The sequence below is a fragment of the Pedobacter jeongneungensis genome, assembly GCF_039538295.1.
GTDB classification, from domain to species: Bacteria; Bacteroidota; Bacteroidia; order Sphingobacteriales; family Sphingobacteriaceae; genus Pedobacter; species Pedobacter jeongneungensis.
The window spans coordinates 332,979-356,631 of record NZ_BAABBY010000003.1 but is presented as its reverse complement, the minus strand read 5'-3'; the positions used below and the strand labels follow the sequence as shown (position 1 = coordinate 356,631).

Sequence of the window (23,653 nt, the reverse complement as noted above, 5' to 3'; positions counted from 1 at the left end):
GCTTTTTTTAACATATAGCCTGTTGTGATAGCAATTTTAGATGCTTAAAATTGTAAACACAACCTCTTGAAAATGAATCTAAAAACCTATCTGCTCTTTATTCTGGTGTGCCTTGCGACCCAAAGTTTCTCACAAAAATTTCAAAAATCAGCCCTTTTAAAAGACATAAATACCTTACCCATGCCCGATACGGGCACATTTGTTTCGGTATTTTATACTACCAATGAAGAGCCCGATGTCATAGCTACTCACCGACTTACTCCTCAGGTTGAAGTTGCAGCTACAATAATCATGGCCAGTAACTTAGGTAAAGGACAGGTTTTTGCCATTGGCTCATCAGCATATTTTGAACATAAATTACTAACCGATCAAAATGTTCAGAAATTATTAAAAAATATACTCGAAAATGCAACCACTCATCCTAAAAAACTCAAAGTAGCCGTAACCAAAACTGCCGATGCTGCTTTGATAAGTCTGTTGAAAGCAAATAAAGCGAAAGTTTATATCGCTGAAGCCAGTAAACTTCAATCCAATACTGATATTTACTTTTTAACAAACGATGTAACAGATACAACAGAACTTCAGACCATTGAAAAATTTGTATCAAATGGGGGTAATCTGGTTTACGGCTCTCCGTATTCTTACATTTTTAAACACAGAGATCCAAATAAATCCTATTTAAACGATCTCGTAAAAATAAATACCGTTTTATGCAAGGCCGGGATATTTAATGCCTATACCTTATTGCTGCCAGAAAATACCAATGATCGTTTGGCACTAACAAGCGAGCCCTTTTATCTTCAGTTGAAAAATATTATGAGGGAACTGGTAAAACCTTTTCAAAAATCAACCACACCAACTGAGTATGCATATGCAATAGAGCCTACGCTCGAACTCGCTTTTTTAAATAATGCAGATACCAGTAAGGTCATAAAAAAAATAAAATCAATACTTTCTATAGGCGATACGCTTGCTATACCCACTTTAAAAAAACCGCTCGATATTTCAACACCTGCAAAAAAAGCTGGCTATAAATTTTCAAAATATCTTTTCGATAAATCCCACAATGTAGGGAAGTCAACAGATTTTGTTTACCCCGAAAGTAAATCATTTCCCGGCGAAGTACCAAAAACTGCAAAACGTACTACCGAGTTTATCGATATAGCTGTTAAAGTGGGTTCGCAGGGACTAGCTGATCCTTACCCTGATTATTTTAGGTTACACAGTACCGGAGTTTATGTACCAGCAGGTGAAAAAGTGAATATTATAGTCGATCCTAAGTATAAGAATCAACATTTAAAGGCACAAATTGGTATCCATAATGATGATTTACAGCAGATGGATAATTTAGTTAGGGCAGGTTTTGATTTAACAAAATCCTTTGAGCTGGATAAAGATAGCACATCTGTTTTTTCGCCTTACGGAGGTTTGTTATACATTAGAATTCCCGATAGTTCTACACTTAAATCGATAAATATCGTGGCCAATGGTGTGGTAAAAGCCCCTTATTATAAGTTAGAAAAAAATAACCTGACCGAGTGGGCAAACATAAAAAATAATCCTGCCCCATGGACAGAGCTGGCTACCGATAAGATTATACTCACCGTACCAACGTATCGCATTAAAGATCTGGAAAATCCAGAATCATTATTAAAATTTTGGGATCAGGTGATGGATGCAGATGCTGATTTGGCTATTATTAACCATAACAGAACACACCCCGAAAGGATAATTATTGATAACCAAGTTGCTTATGGTTATATGTTTACAGTTTGGGATAAAATTGTGGCACCCGACGATCAAAGCTGTGAATGGATGCTTAATGAAAAAATCCTGAAAGAAAAAGGAAGCTGGGGACATTTTCATGAGCTGGGTCATCGACATCAATTTTGGTATCTGGATATGAATGAGGTTAGTGAAGTAACTACTAATCTTTACACCATGTATGTATATGATAAAGTGCTGAAAAAAGGTCTTTATAACCATGAAGCAATCCAGAGCAAAGAGGAAGTAAAGAAAAAAATTCAAAATTATCTTCAAAACCAACCTACGTTCAAAAAATGGGGAGAAGATCCCTTCCTTGCGTTAAGCATGTACATTCAAATAATCGATAATTTCGGTTGGGAGCCCATTATAAGAGCGAACAGCATTTACCGGGAAATGGATCCAAGAAAATATTATGAAAAGCCATTAAGCAACGAACAACGGATAGACCTCTGGTTTACTTCCATCTGTAAAGCTACTGATTCTAATTTATCATCGTTTTTTGAAATATGGAAAATACCGGTAAGCGAAAAGGCAAAAACAGCGGCACAAAAGTATAAAACATGGCTTCCCCAGGAGCTTGTTACTTACCTGCCTCCTAAAGAATAATTATTGATATTAAATCCTTCGGAATCAATTTCTAAGGGATTTTCTTTACGTAACTAACATGCTAGTTCATTTTCTTGTTTTTTAATTCAATAATGATTATTATTGATTACACACAAAAACACAAATAAAATGAAACCTAAATTAATCATTATGGTGCTTCTATGCGCCGTTAGTTGGCGCAGCTATGCCCAAACTGAAAAAGGCTCCGGCTTTGCAGGCGGAAGCGTAAGTTTTGGAACTTCCAAACAAAACAATTCCTCACCCAGTTTAAACACGTTTACCTTAACACCAAGAGGAGGCTATTTTCTAGCCAACAATTTTGCTATAGGCCTTGAAATTCCTTTAAATCTTTCAAAACTCCGGGGCGAAAGTTATATCGCATGGAACAACGAATACGGATATTACGAAGAACAGCGTGGGGTAAAGGAATTTAGTTTGGGTATCTCCCCTTTCGTGCGTAAATATGTGGATATTAAAGATCGCTTTAAGTTTTTTATGCAGGCTAACCTATTACTGCAGATCAATACTTTTAACAGGATTGATGAAGAAGGTTACCTGATCCGAACAGATGCCAAAATAAAGGGATGGGGTGCAAGTATAAGTCCTGGCTTTAGTTATTTCATATCCAAACATTCGGCTTTAGAGTTTTCACTGCCGGTGGTATCTTTTTTCCATCAAAATTATTATGCAGCAGAATCGCTTTACAATTACGACAAAACCAATAACCTGAGGTTAGCCCTGCAAAACTTTACCCCAACATTTACTTTTAATTATCACTTTTAACAGCTCATAAAATGAAAAATATATTCGCCAAAATATTAAGCTTAACCGGCATAAGCTTAATATTACTTTTAAGTTTACCAAACCAGGTAAATGCTCAGCGCTTTCGTGGCAGAATAGAATATTACAGCAGCGTATTCCCTTCTGAAGATGGAAAAATCAAAACTATAGATGATACTAAAATTGAATATTATAATTCGGTTTTTAAATCAGAAGATGGTAAAGTAAAATCAATTGGCGATACAAGGGTAGAATATTACAACAGTGTATTCCCATCTGAAAATGGAAAGATTAAAGCCATTGGTGATATTAGAATTGAATATTATAATTCCGTTTTTAAATCGGAGGATGGAAAAATTAAGTCGATTGGCAACATCAGGTTCGAATACAATAACACCGGCTCTCAAAAAAGTGATGGCAAAGTAAAATCAATCATTAACGAAAACGATGACCCGGAATCAGAAGATGCGCTGGATACCTATTACTTTATTGAAAAACTGAACCGTCAATAGTTTATCTCCAATAAACCGCATAATCTAGGCTAATATTTAGTCTGGATTTTTTTTCGCACTGACAATCAAATAATTAAGATAAAATAAACTAAGCGCATAGTTTATGTCGTTTTTTTATTTTATCATTGGAAACACAAAAACACAAATGAAAATGAAAAAACAATTATTAACGCTGATAGCGGTATGCGCTATCGCTATGGGAGCCACTGCCCAAACTGAAAAAGGAGACAATTTAATTGGAGGAAGTTTTAGTATTTCTTCGTCAAAAATGGAATCGCCTAATTACGAAAAAAGAAATTCGTACGGCATCAATCCTAGTTATGCTCACTTTTTTTCTAAAAACTTAGCTATCGGATTAATAGCAGGTGCCAATTATAGTAAAAATATCAATAATAATTTCGACTCTTACTATAATATTACCTCAACAAGAACAAGCAAACAAAAAAGTTTTTCAGTTGGTCCTGTAGTGAGGTATTATGTAGATATTGTTGATAAACTTAAAGCTTTTGGGCAGGTTAGCGGAACAATTGGATTTTTAAAAACAGATGAAACCTATACTGGCAATTATAACTATAATCCTACACCCAATACTAAATTTACCCAATACAATGCATCAATCAGACCAGGATTGGCATTTTTCCCAACTAAAAAACTTGGTATAGAGCTTGGCTTTTCTCTGCTCTCATACAATAAAATTGATTATAAAGGTGATGCGCCAGCTAATACCTGGTACGATGCAGAAGCATTTGATTTCGGCTTTAATACCTTTAATCCTTTTTTAGGGTTTAATTTCCACTTTTAAACCTATGAGGCTATCGAAACGCTATCCATAAAATCATAGCGATTCCTTAGACAGGTTATCGTTGATATATTTCTATAGAAGATTCGTCATTCCCGCGCAGGCGGAAATCTTAAAGCGTATTGCATTAAGATTCCCAAATTGAGTTGGAATGACGATTTTTCGTGGCAGTTTAATTAGCTAATCCCCTGTCATTCATATTGATTTCTACTTCTTCTTCGTTTCAATATTAGGCAGAAAACCTGTCAACAAACCAATCAACGGCAGAAACGCACAGATATTAAATACATATTCAATACTGGTAGAATCGGCCAGCTTGCCTAACAAAGCCGAACCAATACCGCCCATACCAAAGGCAAAGCCAAAAAACAAGCCGGCTACCAAACCTACCTTTCCGGGAATCAGCTCCTGTGCATAAACCAGAATGGCCGAAAATGCCGAGGCCAGAATCATCCCGATGGGAACGATAAGCACGCCTATCCAGAACAGGCTGGCGTGCGGCAACAATAATGCAAATGGCGCAGTCCCCAATATCGATGCCCATATTACATATTTCCTTCCGATTTTATCGCCGATAGGACCACCCAATAAAGTACCTGCAGCTACCGAAAATAAAAACACAAATAAATAAATCTGCGAAGTTTGCACCGAAACGTGGAACTTATCAATCAGGTAAAAGGTAAAATAATTGGTTAAACTCGCCATATAGAAATATTTGGAGAAAATTAACAACAATAAAATACATACAGAAAAGATCACTTTGCCCCTCGAAAATTGGTTTACAACTGTTTGAATATTAATCTTTTTACTTCTAGAAAGCATGAAACCTTTGTACCAGTTGCCCACATAGGTTAAAATCATAATGGCCAATAGCGCAATAACCGAAAACCAGATTACGCTGAACTGTCCATACGGTACAATGATCCAGGCGGCGAGTAACGGTCCTAATGAACTTCCGGCATTGCCGCCCAATTGAAATACAGACTGCGCCAGTCCTCTCTTCCCGCCCGATGCAGCATGTGCCATCCTCGAAGCTTCGGGATGAAAAATGGAAGAACCGATACCGATAAAAGCAACAGAAAGCAGCATGGTATAAAAATGGGCCGATTGTGAGAGAGAAATCAAACCGATCAGGGTAAATCCCATCCCTACTGCCAGCGAATATGGCTGAGGTTTTTTATCCGTATATAAACCCACAAATGGCTGTAACAAGGATGCCGCCAACTGAAAAGTAAGCGTAATTAAACCAATCTGCGAAAAACTTAAATGATAACTGGTTTTAATAATCGGGTAAATCGCTGGAATTAAGGATTGTATGGTATCGTTTAAAAGATGCGAAAAACTTAAGGCGAAAAGTATCGGAAAAACGGTTTTTTCAATAATGGAGGTGGTAGATGTATTTTCTGTCATAACGAATAGCTTATAAGCCAAAAATAAGGATAATAAATTTTTAAACTACACCTGATGTCCTTGCAAAAACCAAACATTTTGATAATGTTGCGGTTTTATAGCTATGGAAAAAATTAGAAAAATTGTGGGTTTATGTGGAAGCTTGCGTAAAGGCTCTTATAATGCAATGTTGCTTAAAGTAGCAGGCGGATTGATTCCTGAAGGAATCGAATTTGAAATTGTAACTTATGATGACGTTCCTGTTTATAATGCAGACCATGATTTGCCTGAAACCGAAGAACGCCCGGCAAGCGTTACCAAATTTAGGGAGGCACTGGCTGCCGCCGATGCTTTTATTATCGCCTCACCCGAATATAATTATTCTATTCCTGGAGGATTGAAAAACGCCATCGACTGGGCCAGTCGCGGTAAAGATTCGCCCTTGATGCACAAACCTGTTGCCGTAATGGGTGCTACGCAGGGCATGTGGGGAACAGTTAGGATGCAAACTGCTTTTTTACCCGTTTTTACTTTCTTAAATATGAATCCTGTTTTACAGCCGGAAGTATTGATTGCACAGGCGCAAAATAAATTCGATGCGGATGGAAATTTAACCGACGAAAGAACCATTGGCATCATTCAAAAGAAAGTAGAAAACCTGATTTCAGCTTGTAAAGTTTAATTATAACAGCAAGAAGGTTTCTCTAAAAACCTGCCATTTCTGCTATCATAAAGTCTGACATTTATACAAAAAAAGTCAGATTGTCAATTTGTCATGCCTAAAAAATTAATCAATCGATTGATTTTTCGTCACACCAAAATAATATTGACTTAACATTAAATTTACATTAGTTTGTGGACTAAGGAGTTAGCCAAAAACTGATTTTTTGATGACGCAGGCAATGTTTTTTGGCACAAGTGTTGACTTTTAGGCGAATATAGTCAGACATTAAAATAGTAAAATTGACTATATTTTAATAACAAATAAATAATAAAAAAGATGAAAAAACTATTATTATCTTTAGTAGCAGTAGCAGGTTTAGTTTATGGTGCAAAAGCACAAACTGAAAAAGGAAATTTTATGTTAGGTGGTAATGTAGGTGTAAACTCTACAAAAGTTGATGGCGCTCCAAAAGCAGATTTCAGCTTCACCGTATTACCAAGTGTTGGTTATTTTATCAGCAATAATTTTGCAATCGGTACCGGTGTTGGTTACGAATACAATAAAACAGTAAGCGAAAGAACACAAAACGGCGCTTTTAAAGTTGCTCCTTTTGGTCGTTACTATGTTGGTTTATCAGATCAGTTTAAATTCTTCGGACAATTATCTGTGCCTTTGGCTTTCGGTCAGTTAAAAGTAACTGATGCCAACGGCGATAACGCAGTTAAAGTGGGTACTACAACTAACATCGGTGTAGAAGTTGCTCCGGGTTTTGCTTTCTTCCCAACTAAAAAAATCGGTATCGAACTTTCAGTTAAAGGTTTAAGCTATGATAACTATACCGTTAAGGCTGAAGGAACAGGTGCTAAAGTAAAATCAAACAGCTTTGGCTTAAACGCTGATACTTTTGCACCAAGATTAGGTGTTCAGTTCTACTTTTAATTAAACCTCCTTTCGGGGAATGTTTAATAAATGACTTTTTTCAAGAAGCGTCCCGGTTATAAATCGGGGCGCTTTTTGCTTTTATTTCTTTTCTCTGATGGCTTTAAATTCAGATCCCTCTTTCCATTTCGGATAGGAATCTTCATTACTGATGCGGTAGCCCAAATCAAAAAGCATGCGCACATCTTCGATAATTCCTGATAAATCCCAGGTTTTGGCATCAAAATTATCCTGTGGCGAATGGTAGCGGAACTTCGTAAAATCGGCCACCTGCTTTAAGCCCCACTCCCTGCCATTTTTAATATTATCTACACCCGAGCCGGTAAATAGAGAGGGTACACCAACCTTGGCCAGGTTAAAATGATCAGAACGATAATACAGGCCTGATGAAGGCACAGGATCAGGCACAATTACCCTCCCCTGCTTTTTAGCAGATTCGGCAGCATAATCTTCCAGCTCAGATTGTCCAAAGCCATATACCACAATATCTTTCGTTTTACCGGCAATTCCCATCATATCCATATTAATATTGGCCACAGTTTTGGCTAAAGGAACAGCAGGATGTTTGGCATAAAACTCCGATCCCAGCAAACCCTGTTCTTCTGCCGTGTACGAAATAAATAGAATGGTCCGGCCTGGTGCTTTGGGTAATTTCTTAAATGCAGAGGCTATTTCGAATAATGCAGCAACTCCGGTGGCATTATCAACAGCGCCATTATAAATAGAATCGCCCTTTATCTTCTCTCCCACACCCAAATGATCCCAATGGGCTGAATAAATGATGGCTTCATCTTTACGCTTGTCGCCCGGTATCTTAGCCAACACATTATAGGTAACTGAATTTTTGATGGTATTTTTAACCTTTAACGATGTGGTCATATTCAAATCGACTGCTTTAAAACCTTTTTTACGTGCACTTAAAGCCAGCTGATCGAAAGATTTACCATCCATTGCAAAAAGTTGTTTCGCTTTATCTAAAGTGATCCAGCCTTCTACTACAGCCCGGTTCATGCCATTATCTTCACTTTGCAAAGTAAGTTTCGATTTCGACCAGCCGCTGCGCACCACCGTCCAGGGGTAAGCTGCAGGCTCAGTATCGTGTACAATAATAATCCCTGTAGCACCCTGCCGGGCAGCTTCTTCAAACTTATAAGTCCACCGACCATAATAAGTCATGTTTTTACCCTTAAACAAAGTTGAATCGGCAAAACCCGGATCATTGATCAGTACCACTACTGTTTTTCCTTTTACATCCAGATTGGCATAATCATTCCAGCCGTATTCCGGAGCCACAATACCATAACCGGCAAAAATTAGCTGCGAATTACTAATGCTGACTTCGTTTTGAACCCTTCTGGTACCTGCTACAAAATCGGTTAGATAATTTAAGGTTAATGAAGCAGTTTTCCCTTTAAATACCATTTTATCTTCCGGTATAGATTTAATCTCGACCATAGGCACTTCCTGAAAAAAACTATTGCCATTACCTGGGGCCAAACCCAGTTTTTCGAACTGCACTTTCAGATAATTGATTGTTTTGGTTTCGCCATTGGTAAAGGGTTTTCTTCCTTGCAAGCTATCGGCCGCAATTACAGATAGGTATTGAGTTAAACTGGAATCGTTAATGGCTTTTATCGCTAAAGAATCGGCACCATCAATGCTACTTTGAACACTTTGTTTACAAGCGCCAAAGAAAAGGAGCGCACAGCCTGAAAATAGTAGTATTTTTTTCATTTATAAGGAATTGGTTTTATTTATTGATCGCATTTGCTGAAAAATACGAAGAAAATGCTAAATAGATTAACTGTAACTGAATATTGTTCTAAGTGATCAGGCACATATATTTTATTTATTTGTATATTAGTTTACGTTTTTATCAAAACTATCCCTTAAAACGTATTCATCCCACATTATTTTTTGATTATTTAAAATTTAAACGGATGAAAAACGACCTGCACCTATTGAACCGGTTATTGGTTCAGATTTTACCGACTACTGAAACATCTTTTACAGCTCACCGAAGTATTAATAATTAGCCAAAGTGACGCTCGGTCAATTATTAGTGAAGGTTTCTTTTGCCCAGGGCAGAAAACTTTCTGGCGGCATTACCTGTAATGGATTAAGGATACAGCAATCGCATATGCCCGGCAAAATGCCCGAGCTTTTGGTAACAGGCGATGTAACGATTACCATAAAAGTGTTTGAGTTAACCTCAACTGGGGCGCCTAAACTAAATAGCTTAATGGCATATACCCAGCACAATATTACCAATAAGCTTAGGGGAGAAACGATGGAGTATAACAGATATTTATCGAATTATGATACAAAGGCCAACAAATTTAATATAAACACCATGGCAACATATAACGTTCGGTATAGGATTAATTACATTGTAAAACTTAAAAAAATTAACAGATTAAGCCAATTATCAGGTAATGATTTTGTTTTGGCAGTGGTAGATCGGATTGGTTTCAAAACTGATAATTTAACTACAAGCGGATTAACATTAAGACAAGGAGGGCCAGCTACTGTTGTTTACAACGACTGGTGTAAATATCCGAATATTAGTATGCACGAATTTTTTCATACTTTAGGTTTAGAACATATTAAGGGAGCTTCAAGCAGAAAAAGTCTAATGGCCGAAGTTGCAGGTATAAACAATAACATGATTTCATTGAGTGAATTATCAATAATGAATGCATACTTAATGAGAGGTTTGGTTGATATGTCTGATGGTGCTTATGCCAACCCAACTTTAAATACAGCAGAAAATTTACGGAAATTTTTAAACAACCCCACCAATGGATTTAAATATAACAAAGCTAATTTTAGGTAGTTTCTTAATTATCTTATTTATTATTGGCTGTACAGGTGAAAATAAAGAAGTAACCACTAAAAATCATGCTAAAATGTTAGCCGATACTTGCGGTGCTTTATACCCTGCAAAAGGAAGTGAGCTAGAATTTAGTATCGGCTGCAGAAGTTGTCATGCTCAACAGGAAAAAAGAATTTATTCTCACGTACCTTCTTACTTTGAGCTATCAAAAATAGACAGCCTAAAACTAAGAGACTTTATCTTCATTAGCAAGCATAAAGGATACTTCAAAAAGGAACCATTCTTAAATCATAAAATTAAGACTTTAGATAGTTTATCAGATTGCGATAGAAAAAACCTGATCCATTATATTAAAGAATACAATCGCCCACATGTTTACATATTAAGAACCCCTGAAGATGTTAATGATACCATACCTGAAAAATAAGCGTAAGTTCTAAACTCTCCCACCAATGGATTTTAATATAACAAAGCTAAGTTTAGGTAGTTTATTAATGGTTTTAATTGCTTTAAGTTGCAGAAACAATGATAAAACTGATGTGCTGGTTAAAAACAAAACTGACACCTGTAAAGTAGATACAGAAAAGGCCGAGAAGCTTGGACGAGGTATTAGCTGCACAAGTTGCCACACTTTAGCAGATGAAAGAGTTGGACCTAATGTGTTTACCATGAAAGAGGTTTCTGACATGGATAGTTTAAAATTAAGAGATTTTTTGTTCATCATTAAGCATAAAAAAAATCTTAGTTTATATAAAGATGCTCCAATTGCAAAACAACGGCTTGAAAAAATTGATAGTCTATCGGAATGTGACCGCAAAAACCTAATTCACTATGTAAAAGAATATAATCGCCACATGTGTACATATTAAGAACCCCTGAAGATGTTAAAGATACCATACCTGAAAAATAAGCGTAAGTTCTAAACTCTCCCACCAATGGATTTTAATATAACAAAGCTAAGTTTAGGTATTTCCTTATTATTGGCTATACAAATCATAATAAAAACAGCAACTAAAATCCATATCATTAATTGATACTTGCGGAACATGAGAAATAAGATTATATCTTATCACTTTTCCAACGCTGGTTTAAATTAACCTTCTCCGCTATCTCTTAATCAGCTTAAATTTCTTCAACTGCTGTCCGTTTTTATTGATTACACCAACATAAATACCTGAAGAAAGTGCATTAAGCGCAAATTTATTCGAGCTTGTGGCTTTTTCTTCGAAAACCTTTTGCCCTAAAATATTAAAGATAGAAAGGCTGTAATCTTCGAATGATCCGCTTAAAATGGTTAAATAATCAGTTACCGGATTGGGAAAGAAAGAAAATTGATCTGCCTTGAGGAAAACCACCGAAACGAGGTCGCTCTGCACCTGCCCGCTGGCCGTTTCGAAAGTTACCCGGTAAAACTGAATGCCTTCTTTGGGTTTATCATCAAAAATGGCATAATCGAGTTGGTTTGAAATTGGTTTGGTTTGCTGTAAAACACTAAAAGTATTGGGTCCCGTCTGTTTTTCCCAGATGATGTTCTTCAGGTCCAGCGTACTGCCGATGTTCAGATCAACCCTGATGCGGTTATCATCGGCTACTGTCGCGAATAAATTCTTTACGTAACAGGCAATTCCCTGCTGCGAATAATCGATAGAATAACTTTTTAAACCTGTAAAACCTGCTCCGTTAGCTGCAACAGCAAAATACTTACCTGAAATTTTACTGATATCAATTTTGGTAATGGTATCGGTAAGGGTTAATAATGGGGTAAGCACGTTATCTGTAACATGATAAAGTGTATAATCTTTGGCCCCAGGTTGTGGATTCCAGTTAAGTACAATACCATCTTTACATACATAACCCACCTTTAAAGTGCGTGGACTCGAAATCACAAAAGGCTGGCTTTGTATCGTATTGCCTTCAACCTCCATCCTGATGATCGCTTTCGAAAACTGATCTGGCGCAGTCCAGTTGTAAAAACCTTTGCTAAGGTCAACATTCTGCGCAATTGATTTCCATGTTGCTCCATCATCGTAACTTACCGATAGATTTCCGGTTTTAGCAGAATAGGTATTCTCCCAACGGATATAATTGCCTTCATTAGCAAAAAAATATCCGTTTTGGTCAGGACTGATAAAAGAAAAAGTATTTTTAAGCTTAAATTGATAAGCCAGTGCAACTGTCTGATTGTTTCCTTGTGATATTCGGTTGCCTTTAATATGAATATTGTAAGTGCCTGCATCAGGATTATCCACACTAACCTGTTGTGCCGTATTAATCAGATCTGCTTTACGTACCGCTGGCTTTGCAAGCGAATCTAAATCAGGATAGGTGCTTAAAACCCAGGGAAGGGTTATACTTCCGGACGGATTTTCGAGACTTAAATCCAAACCATTTACCAAACTTTGAGCGGCATTTACCGTAGCGGGGGGATCATTCCAGGTTATGGTTAATTTAACTTCGGCCACATTTGCAGGAACAGTTAAGGGCACCACCAGATCCTGATTTTTAGCTACGTTATATAAAGCAACCCGGTTTTCATCCAAAGTTTTTAACGATTGAGACACATTTAACTTCCCATAGCCATACAAATAATCGACCTGTGGCGCTCCTAAATCGTCTGCAGCGTTAATCAAAGTTGCCCGGATGAGTGCCGCTGAAGCAGCTTTTTTATATTTCTGCTGATAAAACTGCTCCAGTAAAGCGATGGATCCGCTGGTAATCGCTGCCGAACCCGATGTTCCGTCTTCTCCCAGGGCTACAAGCTCCGGTTTTACGCGTCCATCATAAGCCGGGCCTTTACTGCTCAAACTTTCGGAAACATTTTCCCTGTTGATGCCGCCGATGACCAATAAATTTTTGGCCTGTTTAAAATTGCCCGTTAAATTAGCCCTGGCAGTTATGCCCTGATATAAACCAACCGATGGTGTTGATGTTCCTTTATTTCCTGCAGAAAAAACGTGGATCAGCGTATCGGTTTCAAAAATCTGTTTATCGTAGGCCGCAGCCTCCATGCCATAATCGTTATCTATATCAGTACCGTAAGAATGGTTCTGAATACTGATTCTAAGTTTAGCCAGTTCGCTGGCTGCATCGGGCATCAGGTTCGAAAAATCAGCATAGGCCAATTTAGCCTTAGGTGCAGCGCCCAAACCGCGGATAAAGGAATTGCCGCTTCCGAGTGCCAAAGTAGCCATAATGGTGGCGTGGGTAGTGGGCACTGAACCGGTAATTGCACCTGGTACCGTTTTTCCTAATAAATCAAGATCAGTTGCATCATACATCTGTTCTTTAAGTGAAAGGTTAATTCCTGTGCCATCAATACCAGGAAAAAGGCTGTGCGCATTCGAAATCTGATTTAAACCCAGGTCGAGGCCGTTAATAACAACTTCTTCTTTAGCTACGGGCAAAACATCAGCATATAAAATCTCTTCTTTTTCCAATAGCGCCATTAAATCAGCTGGCAACACATTAATAGTGTAAATATTATTGACTTTATCTACTGATTTTATATTTAAGGATCGGGCTACACCGGATAATGTCTCCACATTTTTTACGGCTAACCTCACCAGAACAGAATCGTTCTTTTTACCTGCTTTATCCAGCACTTTCATCAGCCGCTCGCTTACCTTCCAGAGCGCATTAGCCTGTTGCTGATAAACCACACTATTAGAGAGGCTCGAAATGGCAGATTTTTGCACAATAAAATAATCGCCGGAAAGTCTTTTTTTAGGATTTAATGACCTGATTTCTGCAGGACTTAATACATGGTTAAATCTAACCAAAACTGGCTGATCTTCACTTAATTTTAAAGAAGTTGAGGTTTTAGAAATATATTTTTCAATTTTTTTTTCTATTCCTACAGGTTGTATCTGTGCGTTTAAACGAAATGCAGACAGACAAAAACATACAACTAAAAATACAGTGCTGACTTTCAAATATTATTTTATTATAAAATTTTGATTACATCGAATATCTTCCCTAAATTAGGATTTATTAGGTAATCCACAAACATTATTAACTAACTTATTCAATTTAAAAAAATCAAACCTAAATCAAGATGAAAACATCCCAATTTTTATCCATTGCAGCCGCATGTCTTTTATTCACTACTTTATATTCTTGTAAGAGTAATAATACAGAGAATGCAGTAGAAAACAAGACTGACATTTCAGCCGACAAATTATCACAGATCAAATCATTAGGCTTTAGTACAGACAATGTCCGTAAGATAGACGAAGGATATCTGGTAGAAGGCGACATCCTTTTAACAGATGATAATTTAACTGAACCATCTGCAGGCGCAAATTTAAACATTGCCGAAACTGAGCAGTACCGAACCACAAACGTTGTTAAATCTTTACCACGTGTTGTTACAGTATCAGTTACCAATTTACCACAGGTATATAGCGATGCAGTAAACACCATGATTTCGAGATATAACTCATTGGGTTTACGCCTTACTTTCCAAAGGGCTAGTGCCGGTGCAAAAGGAAACATCGATATTGTTGGCTTTAACGAAGGTCCGAGCGGTGGTTTCATTACTTTAGGCTCATCGGGCTTCCCTACTTCATCAGGTGCGCCATATAGTCAGGTAAAAATGAACACCAACGCTGCAGCCTATGGTACAAACCCTAATTTATTGTACCTGGCATCCGTTCTTCAACACGAGGTTGGTCACTGTATTGGTTTCCGCCATACAGATTACATGAACCGTGCTTTTAGCTGTGGTTCAAGCGGTGCAGGAAACGAAGGCGCATCTAATATTGGTGCGGTAAGAATCCCTGGAACTCCTTCTGCTCCGGATGCTGCTTCATTTATGTTAGCCTGTTCTAATGGTGGTAACCGCACCTTTAATGCAAACGACGTAATTGCAATTAATTACCTGTACAAATAAGATCAAAACACCCAAGGATTACCTAAAAACCTAAGAAAAGGCCTCTCTGACGTAAAAGTCGGGAGGCTTTTTTTATGGGGCTGTTTTTTCAGCCACGGATGCACGGATTAACACGGAGGTATTTTTTAATTCGTTATGTCATTCTCAACCTGATTGGGAATCTTAATCCAAATAATTATAAAATTGCGAATTAACTAATGACATTAGCAGCAACTGGCATAGAGCAGACTTTGTAAGTTAGCAGTAGCGGCCCAATCGGGACTATAGGCAATAGCAGGACTACCCTAACCGAAGAACTACAGTACCTTGTTTTTCAAAAAAACATAAACGTTAAGACACTACATAGTTTCCTGGTAGCTAAAACGGTTCGTGGAGACAAGAACCTAGGCTATCGGCATAAAAAATGGCCTGTGTTTCCACAGGCCATTATTAAACTTCTTCAAATGATCTGTGGCAACACAAACCATGGGTATTTTAATTAATTTCTACTTCCCATTCTGCTCAATATCCCTGTCCATTTCAACCAGATCCACATCGCTTGGTTCAGAAAAATCACCGATTAAATATTTATTGAAATGATCGGCCAGTTTCCAGAAAGCATACTCCGTCATATCTCCGAAACCATGGCGCTGACCTGGAATAATCAGAAAATCGAAGCGTTTACCCGCTTTCATCAACGCGTTAGCCACACGGATTGAGTTTGCAGGATGCACGTTATTATCTACATCACCATGCATCAGCAATAAATGTCCTTTCAGGTTTTTAGCCAGATCAGGGTTTTTATCAATGCTGTATTTAAAAGAAGTATCGCCTTTTAAAGAGATCGTTTCTTTTACGCCATGGTGTTTCTCGCTCCACCAACGGTTATAAATGCTGTTATCGTGGTTACCCGCATTTGAAACCGCAGCTTTAAAGAAATCAGGATAAACCAGCATGGCGGCTGTGGACATAAAACCACCACCCGAGTGACCTGTAATGCCCACTTTAGATTCGTCGATATACGAATATTTCGCTGCCAGTTGCTCGATCGCTGTTTTTTTATCTGCCAAACCATAATCGCGGAGATTACCGTAACCATAAGTGTGGTACCATTTAGAACGCGAAGGATTACCACCACGGTTACCTACCGTAATTACGATATAACCAAACTGAGCTAAACGCTCGGTACGGTCCATGCTTTTGCTGAATGCTTTATTTACCGCTTCAGTTTGTGGTCCTGGGTACACATACTCAATAATAGGATATTTTTTGTTCGGATCGAAATCGAAAGGTTTATACATAACCCCATATAAATCGGTAATGCCGTCATCTGCCTTCACTTTAAAGGTTTCAGGGAACTTATATCCCGCAGCCATTAATAAAGAAAGATCTGTCGTTTCAAGATCCATAATCTTTTTACCGCTTCCATCATATAAAGTAGCTTTCGGCGCCGTGTTTACCCTCGAGTAATTATCAACAAAATAAGTATTGTTATCGTTCATGTTGGCCAGATGGTCAAAGTCGCCCGCATTTAACAATTTCATGTTCGAACCGTCAAAATTAATGCTGTACAAATGCAGGTAATAAGGATCTTCTTTTCCCTCACGTCCGTTGGCGGTAAAATAGAGAATGCGTTTTTTCTCATCAATATTTACAATACTCTCGCAGTGAAAAGCACCTTTGGTAATCTGGTTTTTCAATTTACCGTTTCCGTCAAAAAGATAAAAATGTGCCCAGCCATCGCGCTCGCTCCAGTGAATCAGTTCTTTACCATCGTTTACCAAACCCGGACGGTTAACCTCAACATAGGTATTAAAACGTTCGTCGATGATTGGCGTAACCTTACCTGTCGCAATATCAACCGTACCAATATCAATACGCTTTAAATCGCGGCTGGTGCGCGAAAAGTAAAAATGGCTGTTGTTACCCAACCAGATGGATGGGCGGAATTCATTATCGCGGTCTTTATTTAAAGAAGGTTTGCTCCAAACGGAAACACTCTGATCTTTAAAAGCGGCAACACTCAGTTTTTTGTAAGATTTTGCGGCAAAATCGAACAGTAAAACTTCATCCTGTGGTGCTTCGGCCTCTCCCGGCATCTGGTATTTATAGGTTTCCAATGTGGGGCGGCCCGGTGTAACACTGTTAATCACCCACAGATCTTTCACCTTGCGAGAATCGGTCCGGTCCAACACAAAATATTTCGAATTTGGCGACCAAAGTACATAAGCACCACGGCGTTTTTTATTGTTCTTTTCGTTTTCTACGTTGTTTTCGCCATCGCCATCACTTCCGTACGAATAAAACTTAACCCCATCTTTGGTAAGCTGGTGCTCTACAATGGTGCTGTCGTCTTCGTTTTTAACCGCTTTTTTATAATTCTCCTTATCCATCCAGTAAAGGTTGTAGTTACGGGAGAAGATAATGGCCGACGAATCTGGTGCTACCGAGCCCCAGGCTGGTTTAGGTTTTGGTTTGCTGAAATTTGGCAACTCGGTTAATTTAGCGGTAGCCAGTTCATATTTAAAAGAATAGATTTTTTTCTGCATCGAATCTGCAGCTTTTTTGTCTTTACGGTCTTTTTTCAGTTCATCTACACTGCTTTTGATCTCGAAAGAAATGCTTTTTTCATCTGCAGCAAATTTCAGGTTTTCGAGTGGCAGATGCTCCGCATCAAAGGGATCGCGTACAATCAGCGTAATATCTGCTGCCAGCTTCGAATTATCGAACATCACTTTTTTGCTTTTCGAAGCGGGATCTACCAGGTACCAGAATTTCCCTTTCGGACTTTCGAAAGTGTACCAGAAACGGTTACTCAGTTTTAGCCAATGCGGATCAACCGCAGTAGAATAAACCATTTTCTTTAGTTTATTTGGCGAAAAACGCGAGGCCAGCTGATAATTTGCCTTAGGTTGCGGCTGGATATTTTCGGTTATGGTAAATGTTTTGGTTTGTGCCGCTACAGTTAAGGATAAAAACTGCGCACACAACAGGAGTTTATAAAGTTTATTCATCAAAATTTGTTTGAGCTGCTAAATTATTTAATAATAGGATATTAAACATGCTTTAATATGTAATAAAAGCGATAGTTAGCACAATTTCTTTAATGTAAAATAATTATTAACACAATTTATTTTAACACCTAAATAATTAACAGAATTTATAGTTTTGTAGCCATACATCCCTGATAATGAAATATAGCTTTTTAACCATTTTAACAGCCGGTGCAATTTTATTTGCCAGCTGCCAGTCTAAGTCTCAAACCGAAAAATCTGCTGATAAAGATTCTACTGCACAAACCACTAAAACAACAGCAAGCACCGCAACACAGGTTGATGTTTCTAAAATAAAAGTGGCTGACGCCAAAACCATCCTGGCCAGAAAACAGGTACCTATCTTATGTTATCACCAGGTAAGAAACTGGAAACCAACTGATGGAAAAGTAGGAAAGGATTATATTGTAGAAATTCAGAATTTTAAAGACCAGATGAAAATGCTGGCCGATAGCGGTTACCACACCATTTTGCCCGACCAACTTTATGCTTACCTAAACACAGGTGCTGCCTTACCGAGCAAACCCATTATGCTAACTTTTGATGATACCGACATGGACCAGTTTACCGTTGTACGCCCAACTTTAGAAAAACTGGGTTATAAAGCGGTATATTTTATCATGACAGTTTCGATCGGCAAAAAAGGGAAATTTGTTGATTATATGACCAGAGAGCAGATTAAACAGCTTTCTGATGAAGGGAACATCATTGGCAGCCATACTTACGACCATAAAAACTTTAAAAAATATGCAGGTAAAGATTGGGAAGAACAGTTGGATAAACCAACCAAAAAACTGGAAGAAATTACAGGTAAAAAAATGACCGAATTTGCCTATCCTTTTGGTTTATGGAACGCTGAAGGCATCCCTGAACTGAAAAAACGTGGTTTCAGAATGGCATACCAGCTATCAACCAAACGCGACGAAAAGGATCCGTTGTTTACCATCCGAAGAATTATTGCCAGCGGTTACTGGTCGCCAAAAACATTAAGCAACAGCATTAAAAATAGTTTTTAACAAAAAATCCCGGTTTTTGCACCGGGATTTTCTTTTGATACCGAACCACCAATTTATATGAAAAAATTAGCGTTACTCGCCTTCTTATTAGTCCAGTTTTTTAAAATATATGCGCAAACCCCGCACCTAAGCGGAAAAGTTGAGGTGGTAATGGCCACAGGGCAGATTACCTGCGATTTTGTTTTGAGCAATATCCCTAACCTGGGTAAAGACTATCAGCTATTATTAAACAAAGGTTTTAACATTAAAGCCATTAAAGATTCAGTTAACCAAACCCTAAAATACAGCGGTTTTTATGGTGGCGCCATGCGTGGCGAAGGCTTAACCTATGCCCCATTGTATAAAGACAGTACCATGGTAAACCCCGGCAAACTGCACATCACTTATACCGGGGCTTTCCCGATTTATACCGATACACTCAATTTTATTGATTTTAAAGGTTTGATTGCCTTTAACGGAAAAACCATGCGGGCCACTGATCAGTCTAAATGGTACCCTATTATTTACGACATCAAAAACGACAGGCAGATGGAGCAAATGACTTTTGATATTGAGGTGACCAGTAAGGATGCTAAAATGATTTTTATAAACGGCGATCAGCCAAAACCAGGACCTGTGGCCAGGTTTAAATCTGAAGTGCCCATTGCACCTATGATCTTTGCGGGCGATTATGGCGTACAAAAAACCAAAGGAGCACTATTTTTAAACAGCCAGATGGACAATAAACAACTGGAGGTTTTTGAAAATAATATTGCCGAAATGAAAGCCTATTATTTTAAGGTTTTAAAGATCCCATATGATACGAAAAATGTTTTTATAGAGCATTCGCCGGTAGAAAAATTTAACAAAGGCCGAAGCTGGGGTTTTGTGGCTTTCCCAACCATTGCATTTGCAGGTATTAAACTGGGCGATATGATTGATGTAGAACATCATAAACTTAAAGATTCTACCGATTATCCGTTTATTGCACACGAAATTGGCCATTACTATTTCGGAAATGTGCTACAGCCAAATTCAACCTTGTTCTGGTTCTTCTTAGAATCGACCGCCGAATATTTATCGGTTAAAGCAGCCGAAGAAAAATTCGGAAAAACCTTCAGTACCAAATACTTTGCAGAGAGGGGAAAACAATTGAAAAACTTTAAGGCCAAACCTTTAAACGCCGTTAAAGAGATTAATGAAATATCGGGTACTTACCGTTACTCTTATGGTCCTTTTTTGCTCCGTGGCCTTGAGCAGATAATTGGAGAAAAACGCATGTTTAAATTCTTAAATACCTGTTTAACCAATAAAAATGAACTCACCGATTATAATTTCTTTAAAAGAAATGCTTTAAAATCGGGCATCACCCAAAAAGAATGGGATGCTTACGAAAAAGACTTTATCCTTTCCGAAAACGCTGTATCTTTGATTAAATAAATGATAAAAAATTGAATCCACATTTAAAACCAGCTGCCCATACCCTGATCTCAATCCTGTTTCTAGGTTCATTTTCACTGGCTTGTTCGGGCAATAAGCAAAAGGAAAAAACGGTTGTTAGCAGCACCAGCGGACAACAGGTTAAAACAGATTCTACGAATACAAAACCTGCTGATAATAAAACCATTATGGCCCGTAGGGAGGTTCCTGTACTTTGCTACCACCAGATCAGGAACAACATTGCAAGCGATAGTAAAAGGGCACACGATGATATTATCGCCCCGGATAAATTCCGCGAACACATTAAAATGCTGGCCGATAGCGGCTACCATACCATCCAGCCCGATGATTTATACAATTACCTTGTTTATGGGGCTAAATTGCCTGAAAAACCAATCATCATCAGTTTCGATGATACCGATGAAGATCAGTTTACTGTTGGTAACGCCGCATTAAAAAAATATGGCTTCAAAGGGGTTTATTTTATCATGACGGTTTCGATTGGCAAAAAAGGCCGGATTAATTACATGACGAAAGAGCAGATCAAACAATTATCAGACGAAGGAAATACCATTGCCAGCCATACCTACGACCATAAGAACTTTGCTCAATTTACAGATGCCGACTGGACTACCCAAATTGATGAACCCACCAAAAAACTGGAGCAGATTACCGGAAAAAAAGTAGAATACTTTGCATTTCCATACGGCGTTTTCAAATCATCTACCCTGCATAAGTTAAAAGAACATGGTTTTAAGGCAGCTTTTATCCTGTCTACAGCAAGGGATGAAAACTATCCGCTTTACACCATCAGAAGAATTATTGACCCGGGAAGATACACCGCAAAAAACCTTTATTACAGCATTAACAAGAGCTTTAATAAAACAAAATCCAGGTAGAGGGGTTAATTAAGGGAAGTTGAAGGAGAAGTTTGAATGTTGAAAGAGGAGTTTGAATGTTGAAAGGTTTGAAGAGAAGTTTGAATGTTGAATGTTGAATGGTTTGAATGTTGGAAAGGTTAATGCAACCTGCCTTTAAAACATTACAACAACTAAGAAAAATTTTGATGTTAAAGATAATTCAACTTTAAAACCTTCCAACCTTATAGCACTAAACCTCCCAACTTCACCACGCTAAAACCCCTACATACCAGCCCTTATGAAATACTCTTTTTTATTATGCCTTTTCGGAATAGCGATACTCTCAGCCTGCAACAACCCTAAAAACGGGAATAATAATACCGTAAAAACAGATAGTACCGCAAAGGTAAAAACAGAACTTACCAGGCATTTTTATAAGAGATTAGAAGGCACCATTGCGGGTAAAAAAGTAGTAATGCACTTGCAAAAGGTTAATGATGACGTAAGTGGTTCTTATTATTACGATGGCTCATGGCTTAACCTCTCAACCGATACTTTAATCGGGAAAGACAGCATTGTACTTACCGAATACAGTTATTACGAATCGTATTTTACACAAGATTTTAAATCGCCGCATCTGGCCTTAAAGTGGAATGGAAACGGTTTTAACGGTACATGGGAAAGCGGAGATAAAGCCAAAAAATTCCCGATTGTGCTTACAGAAAAATATCCTGATGGAAGTTATCAGTTCAATGCAGGCATTTACGACGATTCGGTTAAGGCTTTTGCCAGCCAGCCTAAATCGCCGGCTGCACAAATCAGTTTTGAATACCTCGAAAGCAAAAATACCGACGAATCCAGCACCTGGTTAAATACCCAGCTTAAAAAAATGTTAGGATTAGGTTCACAGGTGGCCCTTACAACCGGTTTTAAAAATATAGCCGCCGGTTATTTTAAAGATTACAAAGCACAGGCTGCCGAACAATCTAAAAACGGTCGCGATGATGATTTTCAGGCCTGGCTAAATTACACCAACAACAGTCAGCAATCAGTGAGTTATAACGATAATGGTTATGTAGTGATCGATTTCCTGGCCGATGCCTATACTGGCGGTGCCCATGGCAATTACAGCAGTGTAATGTACTGCCTTGATGTAAAGAATAAAAAACAAATGGTGCTTGGCGACATTGTCAAGATAGATTCGAATACTTTACAAGGTATTTTAGAACGCAATCTGCGTAAAGAATATAACATCAAGGCTAAAGATGCTTTAAGCTCGGTACTTTTCGATGATTTTATAAAACCGAATAATAATTTCTACTTCAACAACAATGGAATTGCTTTTATGTACAATCCTTACGAAGTAGCCAGTTACGCCCAGGGACAGATTGTCGTATTTATACCTTACGCAGATTTAAAAACTTATTTAGTCCCTGCTTTCGCAAAACGGATGGGGATAATTTTTTAAGTTAGTTTATTGGTTGATTAGTCATTGGTTAATTGGTTAACTGTTGAAAGGGTTAACCGGTTAATTGTTTGAATTGGTTAACTGTTCAAAACTTCCCGCTAGTTAGGATTTCTAATCCCGACTTATGAACTAAGATTTTTAATCCTTTGATAGATAACTTTAACTGTTGAAATTGGTTAAGCGATTAATTATTTAAACCGGTTAAACTTCTCGCTAGTTGGGATTTCTAATCCCGACTTATGAGCTAAAGATTTTTAATCCTTCGATAGAAAACTTTATCTGTTGAAATTAATTAAGCGATTAATTATTTAAACCGGTTAAACTTCCCGTTAGTTGGGATTTGTAATCCCGACTTATGAGCTAAGATTTTTAATCCTTTGATAGAAAACTTTAACTGTTGAAATTGATTAAGCGATTAATTATTTAACTGGTTAACTGACTCCAAACTTCCCGCTAGTTGGGATTTCTAATCCCGACTTATGAGCTAAGGATTTTTAATTCTTCAATAGATAACTTTAACTGTTGAAATTGATTAAGCGATTTTCTTCAACTGGACTCCAAACTCCAGCCTCCTAACCCGTTAGTTGGGGTTTTGTAATCCCGACTTATGAACTAAGTATTTTTAATCCTTTGATAGATAACTTTAACTGTTGAAATTAATTAAGCGATTAATTA

At 37.9% G+C, this 23,653-nt stretch carries 18 protein-coding genes; 14 read left to right on the top strand and 4 right to left on the bottom strand.

What is annotated here, in order from left to right:
- Nucleotides 1–72: 72 nt before the first annotated feature.
- From ABD769_RS07455 to ABD769_RS07440, 4 genes are all read left to right on the top strand, one after another.
- Nucleotides 73–2,373, top strand: coding sequence for a M60 family metallopeptidase (locus tag ABD769_RS07455; RefSeq protein ID WP_344850770.1), 2,301 nt, complete (start codon nucleotides 73–75; stop codon nucleotides 2,371–2,373).
- Between the two features lie 129 nt (nucleotides 2,374–2,502).
- Entirely contained in the window at nucleotides 2,503–3,156 is a 654-nt protein-coding gene (locus ABD769_RS07450; RefSeq protein WP_344850768.1) for a hypothetical protein, read from the top strand.
- A gap of 11 nt (nucleotides 3,157–3,167) precedes the next feature.
- Nucleotides 3,168–3,665 carry a hypothetical protein gene (locus ABD769_RS07445; protein WP_344850766.1) on the top strand — a complete coding sequence of 166 codons (498 nt, stop codon included), beginning with the start codon at nucleotides 3,168–3,170 and terminating at the stop codon, nucleotides 3,663–3,665.
- A gap of 151 nt (nucleotides 3,666–3,816) precedes the next feature.
- On the top strand, nucleotides 3,817–4,467 hold the full coding sequence (locus tag ABD769_RS07440; RefSeq protein WP_344850764.1) for an outer membrane beta-barrel protein: 651 nt from the start codon (nucleotides 3,817–3,819) through the stop codon (nucleotides 4,465–4,467).
- Nucleotides 4,468–4,671: 204 nt separating this feature from the next.
- Here ABD769_RS07440 and ABD769_RS07435 read toward each other — a convergent pair whose 3' ends face one another.
- Entirely contained in the window at nucleotides 4,672–5,874 is a 1,203-nt protein-coding gene (locus ABD769_RS07435) for an MFS transporter (protein WP_344850763.1), read from the bottom strand.
- A gap of 103 nt (nucleotides 5,875–5,977) precedes the next feature.
- Between ABD769_RS07435 and ABD769_RS07430 the strand changes: the two genes are divergently transcribed.
- Both ABD769_RS07430 and ABD769_RS07425 read left to right on the top strand, forming a co-directional pair.
- Nucleotides 5,978–6,535: an NADPH-dependent FMN reductase gene (locus ABD769_RS07430; protein WP_344850761.1), complete on the top strand. Its 558-nt coding sequence runs from the start codon at nucleotides 5,978–5,980 to the stop codon at nucleotides 6,533–6,535.
- Between the two features lie 318 nt (nucleotides 6,536–6,853).
- On the top strand, nucleotides 6,854–7,456 hold the full coding sequence (locus tag ABD769_RS07425) for an outer membrane beta-barrel protein (protein ID WP_344850759.1): 603 nt from the start codon (nucleotides 6,854–6,856) through the stop codon (nucleotides 7,454–7,456).
- Between the two features lie 81 nt (nucleotides 7,457–7,537).
- Here ABD769_RS07425 and ABD769_RS07420 read toward each other — a convergent pair whose 3' ends face one another.
- Nucleotides 7,538–9,190, bottom strand: coding sequence for a M28 family metallopeptidase (locus ABD769_RS07420; protein ID WP_344850757.1), 1,653 nt, complete (start codon nucleotides 9,188–9,190; stop codon nucleotides 7,538–7,540).
- Between the two features lie 307 nt (nucleotides 9,191–9,497).
- On the opposite strand from ABD769_RS07420, the gene ABD769_RS07415 reads away from it, so the two are divergent.
- From ABD769_RS07415 to ABD769_RS07405, 3 genes are read left to right on the top strand one after another with little or no spacing between them, the layout of a single operon-like run.
- Nucleotides 9,498–10,292 carry a hypothetical protein gene (locus tag ABD769_RS07415; protein ID WP_344850755.1) on the top strand — a complete coding sequence of 265 codons (795 nt, stop codon included), beginning with the start codon at nucleotides 9,498–9,500 and terminating at the stop codon, nucleotides 10,290–10,292.
- Nucleotides 10,258–10,719 (top strand): hypothetical protein, encoded by a 462-nt coding sequence (locus ABD769_RS07410; protein ID WP_344850753.1) that lies wholly within the window; start codon nucleotides 10,258–10,260, stop codon nucleotides 10,717–10,719. The genes ABD769_RS07415 and ABD769_RS07410 overlap by 35 nt, the downstream gene beginning before the upstream one ends.
- A gap of 25 nt (nucleotides 10,720–10,744) precedes the next feature.
- Complete coding sequence (locus ABD769_RS07405; RefSeq protein WP_344850751.1) at nucleotides 10,745–11,161, top strand: c-type cytochrome; 417 nt, start codon at nucleotides 10,745–10,747, stop codon at nucleotides 11,159–11,161.
- Between the two features lie 237 nt (nucleotides 11,162–11,398).
- On the opposite strand, the gene ABD769_RS07400 is transcribed toward ABD769_RS07405, so the two are convergent.
- The gene (locus ABD769_RS07400) at nucleotides 11,399–14,224 is read right to left on the bottom strand and encodes a S8 family serine peptidase (protein WP_344850749.1); all 2,826 of its coding nucleotides are present in this window, start codon (nucleotides 14,222–14,224) and stop codon (nucleotides 11,399–11,401) included.
- Between the two features lie 122 nt (nucleotides 14,225–14,346).
- Here ABD769_RS07400 and ABD769_RS07395 point away from each other — a divergent pair, with 122 nt between their 5' ends.
- Entirely contained in the window at nucleotides 14,347–15,183 is an 837-nt protein-coding gene (locus tag ABD769_RS07395; RefSeq protein WP_344850747.1) for a M57 family metalloprotease, read from the top strand.
- Between the two features lie 485 nt (nucleotides 15,184–15,668).
- Here ABD769_RS07395 and ABD769_RS07390 read toward each other — a convergent pair whose 3' ends face one another.
- The gene (locus tag ABD769_RS07390) at nucleotides 15,669–18,176 is read right to left on the bottom strand and encodes a S9 family peptidase (protein ID WP_344850745.1); all 2,508 of its coding nucleotides are present in this window, start codon (nucleotides 18,174–18,176) and stop codon (nucleotides 15,669–15,671) included.
- Nucleotides 18,177–18,352: 176 nt separating this feature from the next.
- Between ABD769_RS07390 and ABD769_RS07385 the strand changes: the two genes are divergently transcribed.
- From ABD769_RS07385 to ABD769_RS07370, 4 genes are all read left to right on the top strand, one after another.
- Nucleotides 18,353–19,231, top strand: coding sequence for a polysaccharide deacetylase family protein (locus tag ABD769_RS07385; RefSeq protein WP_344850743.1), 879 nt, complete (start codon nucleotides 18,353–18,355; stop codon nucleotides 19,229–19,231).
- Nucleotides 19,232–19,288: 57 nt separating this feature from the next.
- Nucleotides 19,289–20,650, top strand: a complete 1,362-nt coding sequence (locus ABD769_RS07380; protein WP_344850741.1) for a M1 family aminopeptidase — start codon at nucleotides 19,289–19,291, stop codon at nucleotides 20,648–20,650.
- A gap of 11 nt (nucleotides 20,651–20,661) precedes the next feature.
- Nucleotides 20,662–21,549, top strand: coding sequence for a polysaccharide deacetylase family protein (locus ABD769_RS07375; RefSeq protein WP_344850740.1), 888 nt, complete (start codon nucleotides 20,662–20,664; stop codon nucleotides 21,547–21,549).
- 259 nt (nucleotides 21,550–21,808) lie between these two features.
- Nucleotides 21,809–22,978: a DUF3298 and DUF4163 domain-containing protein gene (locus ABD769_RS07370; RefSeq protein ID WP_344850738.1), complete on the top strand. Its 1,170-nt coding sequence runs from the start codon at nucleotides 21,809–21,811 to the stop codon at nucleotides 22,976–22,978.
- The last annotated feature ends 675 nt before the right edge of the window (nucleotides 22,979–23,653 follow it).

Bases quoted from the DNA above. Each gene is read 5' to 3' on its own strand.
- ABD769_RS07395 (WP_344850747.1), top strand. From the start codon at position 14,347: ATGAAAACATCCCAATTTTTATCCATTGCAGCCGCATGTCTTTTATTC.
- ABD769_RS07385 (WP_344850743.1), top strand. From the start codon at position 18,353: ATGAAATATAGCTTTTTAACCATTTTAACAGCCGGTGCAATTTTATTT.
- ABD769_RS07380 (WP_344850741.1), top strand. From the start codon at position 19,289: ATGAAAAAATTAGCGTTACTCGCCTTCTTATTAGTCCAGTTTTTTAAA.
- ABD769_RS07370 (WP_344850738.1), top strand. From the start codon at position 21,809: ATGAAATACTCTTTTTTATTATGCCTTTTCGGAATAGCGATACTCTCA.
- ABD769_RS07410 (WP_344850753.1), top strand. From the start codon at position 10,258: ATGGATTTAAATATAACAAAGCTAATTTTAGGTAGTTTCTTAATTATC.
- ABD769_RS07430 (WP_344850761.1), top strand. From the start codon at position 5,978: ATGGAAAAAATTAGAAAAATTGTGGGTTTATGTGGAAGCTTGCGTAAA.
- ABD769_RS07435 (WP_344850763.1), bottom strand. From the start codon at position 5,874: ATGACAGAAAATACATCTACCACCTCCATTATTGAAAAAACCGTTTTT.
- ABD769_RS07440 (WP_344850764.1), top strand. From the start codon at position 3,817: ATGAAAAAACAATTATTAACGCTGATAGCGGTATGCGCTATCGCTATG.
- ABD769_RS07405 (WP_344850751.1), top strand. From the start codon at position 10,745: ATGGATTTTAATATAACAAAGCTAAGTTTAGGTAGTTTATTAATGGTT.
- ABD769_RS07390 (WP_344850745.1), bottom strand. From the start codon at position 18,176: ATGAATAAACTTTATAAACTCCTGTTGTGTGCGCAGTTTTTATCCTTA.
- ABD769_RS07445 (WP_344850766.1), top strand. From the start codon at position 3,168: ATGAAAAATATATTCGCCAAAATATTAAGCTTAACCGGCATAAGCTTA.
- ABD769_RS07420 (WP_344850757.1), bottom strand. From the start codon at position 9,190: ATGAAAAAAATACTACTATTTTCAGGCTGTGCGCTCCTTTTCTTTGGC.
- ABD769_RS07450 (WP_344850768.1), top strand. From the start codon at position 2,503: ATGAAACCTAAATTAATCATTATGGTGCTTCTATGCGCCGTTAGTTGG.
- ABD769_RS07455 (WP_344850770.1), top strand. From the start codon at position 73: ATGAATCTAAAAACCTATCTGCTCTTTATTCTGGTGTGCCTTGCGACC.
- ABD769_RS07425 (WP_344850759.1), top strand. From the start codon at position 6,854: ATGAAAAAACTATTATTATCTTTAGTAGCAGTAGCAGGTTTAGTTTAT.